Below are 10,431 nucleotides of genomic sequence, written 5' to 3'. Positions count from 1 at the left end.
GGCGCTGCGTAAAGAGTCGACGCTCGATGAGCTGACCGGATTGTCCAATCGGCGTGGTTTTCTGATGCTGGCCGAACAACATGCCATGCTGGCCAAGCGCACCGGCGAGCACTTCGTGGTGGCGTTCATCGACATGGATCGCTTGAAACCCATCAACGACACGTTGGGCCATCAAGCCGGCGATGCCGCTATCGCCGAAACCGCTGCGGCCTTGCGCATTTGTTTTCGCGACTCGGATATTCTCGGTCGTCTTGGCGGCGACGAGTTCGCCGCGCTCCTGCCCGCCACCTCCGACAACAGCGAAGCCGCCATTCGCGAACGGCTACGAGACGAACTGCAAGTTCGCAACGCTCAACCGAATCGGCGCTTCTCGCTGAGCGTCAGCATCGGCATCATCGCCACCGACCCGCAACACCTGCTCTCGGTCGAGGAGATGCTGGCCCAAGCCGATGCGCTGATGTATGTAGAGAAACAGCGCGCAAGAAGCTAACGATCCGCCGCCAATGCTTCCTGCTCGATGATGACGGGCTCGCTCTCGCTCGGGCCGATGCGGCCGAGCAAAGGCAGTTTGATAGACAGGCTGGCGGGATCGATGCCGAAGGTGAGGCCGAGCAGGTTCAACTCCAAGCCTTCTTCCCAGCCGGCGGCGATGCCGGCAACACCGAGCACGCTGACTTGGCCACCCGTGCCGCTGGGGGTAAGGGCAACGGGAATGGCGCCGAGATAGTCTTTACCGATGGCGGTGGGCGGCAGATCGACACGTAGCTCGGGCACTTCACGAAGCACGAATGCGGTGAAGGTATTCGAGTTCGGGCCAGGCCAGACACGATAAGTGCCGGCGTAGGGATAGTCCTCGACCGCCCCCTCGATGCGCTCGATGAGTGCGTCGACACCGGAGCCACGAACATCTTTGAGTAACTCAGGTTCGGCGCCAAACCAACGCGCGTCGGGTGCGCCCGTGCGAGAGACGACGGCGGTGCCGGCACGACGCAGTCGATAGCCGATGACTTCATGAATGGTGAATTGCTCGGCGCCGGTGCGTTTCACGGCGATCCAAGTGTGAACACCGAAGTAACCTCGCCAGCCAATGGTGCGAGCGGCATAAACCTGGACTACCGCTTCCGGTGTCACAGCCGGATCAGGCGCGAGCCCCACGGGTTCGCGACTGGCGGTTCGCCAATCCCGCGAGCCAGCCTTGCCGGCAAAGCCCAGATAAGTGCTGGAGCATGCCGCGTACAAGGGCATGAGAAGGATGAGTAGCCAGCCACTGCGGCGGCGCTTGGTCGTCATGGCGCTTGGAACCAAATGCTTCTAATCGAATACTTCTAATCAACTGCTTCTAATTGAGTCAGGAGCAAGCCACCGGCCCCGGATCCTGAACGTTCGATACCCGCCAGGCGACAAGGTTCCGCCTGAGAACTACGTCTAGATTCCCCGCCGCCGGCCGTTCGGCCGGCATCCAGCCGCCCCGTTCAGCCGAATTCAGATTGCTAGCGGCCCATTCAGCCTGGTCGTCAGCGGACGCGGCCCACCACAAGGGGAACAATGATGTCCTTAGCAACGATACTCGGGATCACGCCCTGGCCCTTCCTTTCCGTGCTCATTTTGTTTGCGCTGGCAGTCTTCGTACTGTTCCTGGCGCGACACACGGCTCATCTGGCGATTCGCACGGCGACCAGCGCCATCGCTCGCGGCCTACGGCTGGGCGCTCATTCCGTCGTCCATCTCGAGCTACGACTCGCCACCCGCAATCGCGATGTCTTGCTGGCGGCGGGCCGCGAAGCCAAGGAACGAATCATCGAACGTGAGTTCGAGCGTGTCAGCGAAAGTGTGCGCAAGGACCTGACCAACTATCCCACGCTGCACCGGGCGCTGAGCGAATCGATTCGGCGCATCGAGGAAGACCACCAGAGCGCCGTCGATGTGCCGCCGGAAGCACCGGGCTGGGTGCGCGCCGTCGATGCGGTCGCGCAGATGGAAGCTCGCAACGGCGCCGCCAACATCCTCGCCGACATTCATAAGTCGCTCATCAAAGCTCACAAAGAAGCGATGGAGACCTACCGCGAAGCCAGCGCCGAACGCCACGGCCTGCTACGCAAGATGATGCCCGAGTGGCGCGTCATCAAAGAAACCCTGGATCGAGTGCATTCGTCCGTGGAAAGCCTGTTGACGCGCTCGGTCGCCATCGACCGGCACATGCAGGAGTACCAAGACATCGTCGGCGGCCACGATAGAGCCGTGTCCACGCTCTCTTCCTCGTCCGTGGTGCAGTTCTTCGTCTCTGGGCTGGTGCTGCTGATCGCAATCGGCGGCGCGGCCATCAACTTCTCGCTGATCGCCCGCCCCATGTCGGAAATGGTGGGCGGCACCAGCTATATCGGTTCGTTCCGGACCGCCGATATCGCGGCGCTGGTCATCATCATGGTCGAGATCTCGATGGGTCTGTTCCTGATGGAGTCTCTGCGCATCACCAGGTTGTTTCCGGTCATCGCCGCGCTGCCGGACAAGATGCGCGTGCGCATGATCTGGATCACCTTCACGCTGCTGGCACTGCTGGCGAGCGTCGAAGCCGGGCTCGCTTACATGCGCGAAGTTCTGCTACAGGATGAACTGGCCACCGGCGCACTGCTCCGTGGCGAAGGCGCCGGCGAACTGAAGAACGAGTACTTGTGGATCACGACCGCGGCGCAGATGGGCATGGGTTTCATCCTGCCCTTCGCACTGACTTTCGTGGCCATTCCGTTCGAAACGTTCGTGCACTCGTCGCGCACCGTGCTCGGCCTGTGCGGAATCGCTCTGCTACGTGCGCTTGCGCTCTTGCTGAGAGTACTGAGTAACGCGTTCCACCATATCGGCAAGCTGCTGGAACGTCTTTACGACCTGCCGTTGTTTATACCGCTGTGTCTGGAAGCACGAGCCACAGCCGCTGCTGAAGCCGAACGTTCGCGTGAAATCGGTACGGTGCAGGAGGCGCAGCCATGAAAGCTTTCCTGCTAGCCATCGTGACGCTGATGATCGGCGGCTGCGCGCCGGCCGCGCCTCGCAATACGGGCGTCTATCTGCTGCTCGACACATCGGGCACGTACAGCGAAGAGCTGCAAAAAGCTCAGAGCATCATTCTGTACACACTGACCCGACTGCAGCCCACGGATTCGTTCGCCGTAGCTCGCATCGACACCGGCAGCTTCAGTGAAAAGGACATCATCGCCAAGGTGACCTTCGACGACCGGCCCAGCACTGCCAACGTTCAGAAGCGCGCCTTCGCCGATGCCATCAAACGCTTCGTGGATCACTCGCAAGCGGCGACTCATACCGACATCACCGGCGGCTTGCTCCAAGGCATCGAGTTCCTGAACGAGAAAAGCCCGGGCCGCAAAGCCATCCTGATCTTTTCCGACTTGCAGGAAGACCTCGCGAAAGGTTACGTGCGCGACGTGCCGCTCGACTTGAAAGGCTTCGAAGTGGTCGCGCTCAATGTCACCAAACTGCGCTCGGACAACTTCGATCCTCGTGAATACATGTCGCGCGTCGACACCTGGCGCGAGCGCGTCGAAAAAAGCGGCGGACGCTGGCGAATGATCAACGACCTGGAGCGCCTCGACGGCCTGCTGTGAGAATGCTGAGAGCGGCATTCTACGAAGTACGCGCCTGGGTCGTGCTCACGCGGCGCAGACTTACGTTGTATTGGCTGCTACGAGAACGCGGCGACTTCGCATTCATCGCCGCGCTCGGCATTCCCTTTGCTGTCGTGGGCTTCATCGTCTATTTCGCGTACGCCGCGCGAGAGACCATCGACGGTTCGCGAACCGACACCGCCAGACGACGCACCAAGGACATTCGCTGTCTCGCGGAGAACATTTATTTCGAAGCTCGCGGCGAACCACTGCAAGGACAATACGCCGTCGCCGAAGTAACGATGAATCGGCTGGCCTCGCCCTACTTTCCTGACACTCTCTGTGAAGTCGTGCACGACACGCGTTGGGATGCGTCGCGCCGTCGCCTGGTGGCGCACTTTTCCTGGACGGCATTCAAGCTGCGACTGGAATCGGGCAGCCCGGAGTGGCAACAAGCAATGGATGTAGCGACGCTGGTCTACGACGGGCACAACCAACCCGTCGTGCCGGATGCATTGTTTTATCACGCCACGTCGGTGCAACCGTATTGGGCCAGCAGCAAACGCGTGGTCGCCAAAATCGGTAATCATATTTTCTATCGTTGAGCCGCTTGAGTTTCGCGCCGCATGCGCTGAGTATCGGCACTCACGCAGTTGCAACGGAACTCGCCATGAAAAACACCGGTATCGATGCCGACCGCCGTCGCTTCTTGGAGCTCACCAGTATCACAGCGGTAACAATTGCAACCAGCGCTGTACTACCTGCTTGGGCTGCGACGTCGGCAAGCACACGCATCGGTGTCATCGGCTCCGGCAAGGTCGGCGGTGCAATCGGTCGCAGTTGGATTCGCAGCGGCCATGAAGTTCTGTTCTCGTCACGAAACATCGATCACGACAAAGCACTGGCCGCCGAACTCGGCGCCAAAGCCCACGCCGGCACAGCGGCCGAAGCTGCAGCTTTCGGTGAAGTCATTCTGATCGCCGTGCCCTACGGCGCACTGCCCGAGTTGGGCAAGAGCCTCGGCAACGCGCTCAAAGGCAAAGTAGTCATCGATGCCTGCAATCCATTCCCACAGCGGGACGGCGAGATCGCCACTCGCGCTCGCGCACAAGGCGCAGGTCGCGTTTCCGCCGAGCTCCTGCCGGGCGCTCGCATCGTTCGCGCCTTCAATGCCATCGGCGCCGCCCGCATGGGCTCGGCGTACGAAACCCCAGGCAAGATCGGAATGCCGATTGCCGGCGACGACGCGCAAGCCATCGAGCTGGCCGCCCGCCTGATCCGAGATGTCGGCTACGAGCCGGTGCTGGTGGGCAATCAGGAGATGGGCAAATATCTGCTGCCGGGGACCCCACTGGCGGGCGAACACACCCCGGCCGAGGTTCGCGAGATCGCCGCCAAACTCAAAACGCCCTGAGCGGATTTCACCTGCGCAGGCGCCAATTTCGTCGCGCAAATTAGCGAATCGATCCGTCGTGCCGCACCGATCGGGCGCGGTCTGTTGAGGCTTTCCCTGATTTGGTGCATGGAGCGCCAATTGCTCTCCAGCCGGGTGTATTGTGGCGACGAAGCGACGACAGATCGCTGACAATTGTTTTCCGGCACTCCAGACGACGCGCGGCCAACGTGTCAGGGCGGATCTAAAACAATGACTACTCTCGTCCAGCCGCGATTCGCCGTCGCGATCGCCACGCTGCGCTCTATTCAATGGCCCATCGTTCGGCTCGGACCTTACTCCTGCATCCTTGGCTTTCTACTGATCGGGGCGGCATCGCTAGGCCTGTCGCGAGCCGTGCTGATCGCCTGGCAATGGCAACGGGTCGACGTGACCGACTCGCTGTGGCTCATGCTGCTGCAAGGCTTGCGCAGCGACTTGATGACTCTCGGCTACTTCGCGGCGCCCGCGGTCGTGGCGCTACCGTTGTTTGTTGCTGTGAAACGGCTGAACTGGTGGTCGCGCCTGGCCACCGCCTGGCTCAGCCTCAGCCTGATCGCGATCCTGTTATTGGAGTTCGCATCCCCGCAATTCATTGCCGAGTACGACAGCCGGCCGAACCGACTGTTCGTCGAGTATCTGGTCTATCCCCGCGAAGTGTTCGCAATGCTGTGGACCGGCTATCGCGGTTCGCTAGCCATGGTAGTGATCGGGCTGGGCGCGGCGAGCTGGCTGATCGTTCGTCACTTTAATAAGTACCGCCGCTGTAGCAATTCCTGGAGCACACGTGCCGTGCTGATCGCCTGGCCCATCGTCGTGCTGCTGCTGTTCGTGATGATTCGTTCCAGCTTCCAGCATCGGCCGGCCAACCTGGCCACCTTCGCCTTCTGCGACGACGCCATGGTCAACAGCCTGGTCACCAACTCGGCGTACTCGGTGCTGTCGGCCGTGTATGGTCTGAAGCACGAAGGCCAAAGCGAAATCTATGGCGAAATGCCGGCGGCCGAAATGATCTCACGCGTCCGTAACGGCATGGGCGCCAGCCCGCAAAGCTTTACCTCGGACCAGTTCCCGACGCTGCATAAACAAGTGGCCAGCGTGCGTCGCGAACGGCCGCTGAATCTGGTCATCGTGCTGGAAGAGAGTTTGGGTGCCGGCTTCGTCGAGCAGCTCGGCGGCCTACCCATCACGCCAAACATCAGCGGACTGGCGGATCAGGGCATCTGGTTCGAACAACTCTACGCCACCGGCACTCGCTCGGTTCGCGGCATCGAAGCAGTGGTCGCTGGATTTCCGCCCACGCCGGCGCTGAGCGTGGTCAAGCTCAACAAATCACAACGCGATTTCGCCACCTTGGCCTCGGTGCTGCGCCGGGCTGGCTATCGGAATGAATTCGTCTATGGCGGCGAATCGCACTTCGACAATATGCGCGGCTTCTTCCTAGGCAACGGTTTTCATGACGTCGTCGACCGCAAAGACTTCCTGGCCCCCAAGTTCGTCGGCAGCTGGGGCGTGTCCGATGAAGACCTGTTCCAGAAAGCCCACGAACGCCTCAGCAGATTGCATGAGTCCCAGCAGCCGTTCTTCATGCTGGTGTTCTCTTCCACCAATCACACGCCGTTCGAATTTCCGGACGGGCGCATCGAACTGCACGAACAGCCCAAACAAACCGTGCACAACGCGGTCAAGTACGCCGACCATGCCGTTGGTGGTTTCTTGAAGCAGGCTCGAGCCAGCAAATATTGGGCGGATACTCTGGTGATGGTCGTGGCCGACCACGACACACGCGTTTATGGCGACGAGTTAGTGCCGGTGAACAAATTCCATATCCCAGGCGTCATCCTGGGCGCCGACACGCAACCTCGACGCATCGATTCCACTGTCAGCCAGATCGATCTCGCGCCCACTTTGCTATCGCTGATGGGCGTCGATAGCGAACATCCGCTGGTCGGCCGCGATCTGACTCGCACGTTGCCAGAATTCGGCAATCGCGAACCTCTACCCGTGCCGCGCGCCATGATGCAGTTCGACAGGAACTTCGCCTGGCTCCAAGGCAATCAGGTCACCGTGCTGGTTCCGGACGGCGACGTGCGCTACTTCACCTATGATCGCCGCGCCAAGTCGCTGGAACCGGCGCAGGCGCACGATTCGGAAATCGCACGCACTGCGCTAGCCAACGTATTGATGCCGGCCTGGCTGTATCGCGACCAACTGTACCGGCTGCCGAACTAAGCCCTAAAAGCGCCGGCCAATCGAGACCCCGAACGCGTACGGGTCGATCTCCACGGTGCCCAGCTTGGCGCCATTCAACTTGGCCTTGGTGTCAATGTCGAACCAGCGCACGTCGGCATTGACGAACCAGTCACTGTTCAGCGCCACGTCCAATCCCAGCTGCGCCGCCGGGCCGAACGAAGACTCCAACTCCAGCTTGGAGCCGCGGAGCGCACCGGTCGTGTCCTCATTAAAGAACAACGTGTAGTTCAAACCCACACCGACGTAGGGACGCACGCTGCCGTTCGGATTGAAGTGATACTGCAAGCTCACTGTCGGTGGCAGGTGCTTGGTTTCCGCCACTTTGCCGCCGCCGTTCAAATTGATGTCATGCGAGAACGGCAGTGCAGCCAGCACTTCCGCTCCCCAGTTCGGCGCAAACATGTAGGTGCCGCTGAAGGTCAACATCGCAGCACTGTCGACGTTGACCACCGCGTGATTGTCCGACTTTGGCTGCACAGTGTGCACGCCGGTGCGCCAAATCCATTCACCGGCATCCTGCGCCTGCGCAGCGGGCACGGCGGCCACCGCCAATGAAATCAGCACAGCAGAACGAATACTCATACATCCTCCGGAAACACTCTTTGCTCTGTCTTCATGAGCACTTTAGTGATCTGCGCGCCGGTACGCGTTCCGGAGGTCCCGAGAACAGCTGCGGACAATTCCCAGGTGTATATATTCTCGACAGGCAGCTCTCGCCAAGATTCGTTTGTGCGCTCGTAGCGGTTCTGATAAAAATGTAACAAGTGAGTGCTGACTAGCTCACGAAATAAAACAAACAAAGCTCGCGGCGGGCCGAAGCAAACTCATGAACGCTTCTGCAACACGCATCAGTATCATCATTCCCGCCTTTAACGAGGCGCAAGACCTGCCCGGTTTGCTCGACAGCCTGGCAGCGATTCGCAATGACGACGCTTTCGAAGTCATCGTGGTCGACAATGGCTCGACCGACTGCACAGCAAACATCGCGCGCGATCGCGGCGCCAATGTGGTTTCCATCAAACGTTCGCCGGTGGGCTCAGGGCGCAATGCGGGAGCCAAAGCGGCGCGCGGCGAACTGCTCGCCTTTCTGGATGCTGACGTTATCGCCACGCCGCAATGGCTCGCTGAAACGCGTGCCATCGCCGAGCGCGACCGAGAGGCCACCATCACTGGGGACATTTACGACATCGTCGAGCACCCGTCCTGGATCGAGCGGCATTGGTTCGGCGCTTCTTACTTACGCGGCGCGCGCACTTATCTCAATGGCGGCAATCTGCTGATCTCGCGAGCCGACTTCGCCAAAGTCGGCGGTTTCAACGAACAGATGATTTCGGGCGAAGACGTTGAATTCTGCGAACGCGCCGCTGCTGCCGCGATTCCGATTCGCCCGAATCGAACTCTCCGAGTCCTGCACAAAGGTTATCCCTCGACGGCGCGGCGCTTCATCAAGCGCGAAGCTTGGCATGGGCGCAGCGATTTCCGGTCCATGCGGAGTTTTCTGGCCTCACCGGTCGCGATCTCCGCTGCGGTGTTCGCAGCGTTTCATGTGGTGCTGATTACCGCATTGATCGCGCGCATTTGGTGGCTCGCCGCAGGCGCTCTGACTGCCATCACCTTACTGTGCCTGGCCAGCGCGTTCTGGAAATGGAGCTGCGTCGCTTGGAAATCGCGAGTGGTCAACGCCGGTGTGTTTTATTTGTATTTCACCGGGCGCGCCCTGGCCGGCGGACACGAGCTGGTGGATAGTGTCATCGGCAGCCGGGCCGAGTTATTTTTTTCGGCGGGCAGCCTGCTTTTTCTTGGCTGACTTGCGCACTGGCCGTTTCGACTCCGCCACTCTAGCCGCAGCACGCACCGCTCCTCGCGCCCACACGATCAGCTCGTCCGCATCTTCCAGCACATCGGCGGGCACTTCAAAGTAGCTCATGCTCCATTCCGGTCGATCCTTGTACGGACGAAACGCGCCCATCCCGCGGGACTCATAAACTGGCCGAGTCTCATCGTCTACTTTGAAATACAACGTGTCGCTGGCGATGATGGCAAAGAACGTCGCATCGCTATACAGCCCCGCGCCTCCGAACATCCGGCGATAGCTGACGCTCGGCAGCTTCGCGAGCTGCTCGAGCACGTACTGGAGATAGTCGCTGCTCAGAGCCATCTATTTCATTTCACGCGGGTCGCAGCACTGCCGCTGCCAACCTATTACTAGGGATACTTTGCTGGCCTGGCGCTTTGGCCCGGCCGCCAGCGACGATGATATCGTCCGGAGCTTCCGCCATGGAGGTCTTCTGCATGCCGTTTCGTAGGCGCTGTTCGCAGCACTGGCGAAAGCCCGGCCCAAAACAAAAAATTGAGACCTTGTTCCTGGCCTCACACAACAAACATTCGAAACTGAACACTTCGTTAATAGTCAGTCGTTCAGCTTGTTACATTCGCTTGCATTCTGCGCCGACTGTCCCGCGTACACTCCTCGCGAGCAGACAATTGCAACGGATCAGCAACCATGCCATTCAGCCGCATTCTGTTCGGTTTGTTGTTCACCGGTCTCGTCAGCTTCAACGTCGCTGCCGCCGAATATAATCCGGCCCGCAAACAGCCTGCCGCCGCCGATGCGAGCAGCCAGCGCGTTATCGTCAAGTTCAGAAGCAGCGGCACGTCGCAGCGAGTTCAAGCAAAGTCCGCAAACGACATGGCGGCGCTCGCAGGACGTAACAAACTGACGCTGAAGCAAACGCGCCAGATCGCAGCGAATCTGCATGTCATGCAGTTCGAGCCTGAGGCGTCGGGCGAATCGGTGAGCGAGAGCCTTGCCCGACTGCGTGCGGATGACGCCGTCGAATATGCCGAGCCCGATCATCGGCGCTACGCCCAGGCGGTACCCAACGATCCGTTGTATTCGGCTCAATGGTATCTGCAAAACGCAAGCACCACTCCGAGCGCGATCGACGCTGTAGGCGCATGGGACACGACGACCGGCAGCTCTTCCGTCGTGATCGCGGATATCGACACGGGAGTGTTGTACAGCCACCCGGACCTGCTACGTCTCTCTGCAGGCGGACGTTTGCTACCGGGCTACGATTTCATCTCCGATACGAGCGTGGCCAATGACGGCGATGGCCGTGACTCGGACCC

10 protein-coding genes and 1 pseudogene are annotated in these 10,431 nt (G+C 60.3%); 8 read left to right on the top strand and 3 right to left on the bottom strand.

Features of this window, described 5'->3' with window-relative positions; translation table 11 throughout:
- Positions 1 to 490: GGDEF domain-containing protein (locus tag JNL55_RS25130; RefSeq protein ID WP_293860777.1), on the top strand; the 490-nt coding region annotated here is incomplete at its 5' end.
- Here JNL55_RS25130 and JNL55_RS25125 read toward each other — a convergent pair.
- Positions 487 to 1,290 carry a DUF3750 domain-containing protein gene (locus JNL55_RS25125; protein ID WP_293860774.1) on the bottom strand — a complete coding sequence of 268 codons (804 nt, stop codon included), beginning with the start codon at positions 1,288 to 1,290 and terminating at the stop codon, positions 487 to 489. The genes JNL55_RS25130 and JNL55_RS25125 overlap by 4 nt on opposite strands.
- Positions 1,291 to 1,548: 258 nt before the next feature.
- Here JNL55_RS25125 and JNL55_RS25120 point away from each other — a divergent pair, with 258 nt between their 5' ends.
- From JNL55_RS25120 to JNL55_RS25100, 5 genes are all read left to right on the top strand, one after another.
- On the top strand, positions 1,549 to 2,982 hold the full coding sequence (locus JNL55_RS25120; protein WP_293860771.1) for a hypothetical protein: 1,434 nt from the start codon (positions 1,549 to 1,551) through the stop codon (positions 2,980 to 2,982).
- A complete protein-coding gene (locus JNL55_RS25115) occupies positions 2,979 to 3,614 on the top strand; it encodes a hypothetical protein (RefSeq protein ID WP_293860768.1) in 636 nt (211 codons plus the stop codon). The genes JNL55_RS25120 and JNL55_RS25115 overlap by 4 nt, the downstream gene beginning before the upstream one ends.
- 2 nt (positions 3,615 to 3,616) lie before the next feature.
- Entirely contained in the window at positions 3,617 to 4,219 is a 603-nt protein-coding gene (locus JNL55_RS25110) for a cell wall hydrolase (protein WP_293860765.1), read from the top strand.
- A gap of 65 nt (positions 4,220 to 4,284) precedes the next feature.
- A complete protein-coding gene (locus JNL55_RS25105) occupies positions 4,285 to 5,028 on the top strand; it encodes an NADPH-dependent F420 reductase (protein WP_293860762.1) in 744 nt (247 codons plus the stop codon).
- A 231-nt stretch (positions 5,029 to 5,259) separates the two neighbouring features.
- A complete protein-coding gene (locus JNL55_RS25100; protein ID WP_293860759.1) occupies positions 5,260 to 7,278 on the top strand; it encodes an LTA synthase family protein in 2,019 nt (672 codons plus the stop codon).
- A 3-nt stretch (positions 7,279 to 7,281) separates the two neighbouring features.
- Here JNL55_RS25100 and JNL55_RS25095 read toward each other — a convergent pair whose 3' ends face one another.
- Entirely contained in the window at positions 7,282 to 7,881 is a 600-nt protein-coding gene (locus JNL55_RS25095) for an OmpW/AlkL family protein (RefSeq protein ID WP_293860756.1), read from the bottom strand.
- Between the two features lie 244 nt (positions 7,882 to 8,125).
- On the opposite strand from JNL55_RS25095, the gene JNL55_RS25090 reads away from it, so the two are divergent.
- The gene (locus tag JNL55_RS25090) at positions 8,126 to 9,106 is read left to right on the top strand and encodes a glycosyltransferase (protein WP_293860753.1); all 981 of its coding nucleotides are present in this window, start codon (positions 8,126 to 8,128) and stop codon (positions 9,104 to 9,106) included.
- On the opposite strand, the gene JNL55_RS25085 is transcribed toward JNL55_RS25090, so the two are convergent.
- On the bottom strand, positions 9,068 to 9,457 hold the full coding sequence (locus JNL55_RS25085) for a TfoX/Sxy family protein (protein WP_293860750.1): 390 nt from the start codon (positions 9,455 to 9,457) through the stop codon (positions 9,068 to 9,070). The genes JNL55_RS25090 and JNL55_RS25085 overlap by 39 nt on opposite strands.
- A 345-nt stretch (positions 9,458 to 9,802) precedes the next feature.
- On the opposite strand from JNL55_RS25085, the pseudogene JNL55_RS25080 reads away from it, so the two are divergent.
- A pseudogene (locus JNL55_RS25080) lies at positions 9,803 to 10,431 on the top strand (hypothetical protein); the annotation flags it as partial.

This window comes from Steroidobacter sp., assembly GCF_016790065.1.
Lineage (GTDB): Bacteria > Pseudomonadota > Gammaproteobacteria > Steroidobacterales > Steroidobacteraceae > Steroidobacter.
Note: the sequence above shows the minus strand (reverse complement) of the source record. Positions and strands in the feature narration are given on the sequence as shown.

Coding starts and splice junctions, on each gene's coding strand:
- JNL55_RS25095 (WP_293860756.1), bottom strand. CDS start 7,881: ATGAGTATTCGTTCTGCTGTGCTGATTTCATTGGCGGTGGCCGCCGTG.
- JNL55_RS25115 (WP_293860768.1), top strand. CDS start 2,979: ATGAAAGCTTTCCTGCTAGCCATCGTGACGCTGATGATCGGCGGCTGC.
- JNL55_RS25090 (WP_293860753.1), top strand. CDS start 8,126: ATGAACGCTTCTGCAACACGCATCAGTATCATCATTCCCGCCTTTAAC.
- JNL55_RS25125 (WP_293860774.1), bottom strand. CDS start 1,290: ATGACGACCAAGCGCCGCCGCAGTGGCTGGCTACTCATCCTTCTCATG.
- JNL55_RS25110 (WP_293860765.1), top strand. CDS start 3,617: ATGCTGAGAGCGGCATTCTACGAAGTACGCGCCTGGGTCGTGCTCACG.
- JNL55_RS25120 (WP_293860771.1), top strand. CDS start 1,549: ATGTCCTTAGCAACGATACTCGGGATCACGCCCTGGCCCTTCCTTTCC.
- JNL55_RS25105 (WP_293860762.1), top strand. CDS start 4,285: ATGAAAAACACCGGTATCGATGCCGACCGCCGTCGCTTCTTGGAGCTC.
- JNL55_RS25085 (WP_293860750.1), bottom strand. CDS start 9,457: ATGGCTCTGAGCAGCGACTATCTCCAGTACGTGCTCGAGCAGCTCGCG.
- JNL55_RS25100 (WP_293860759.1), top strand. CDS start 5,260: ATGACTACTCTCGTCCAGCCGCGATTCGCCGTCGCGATCGCCACGCTG.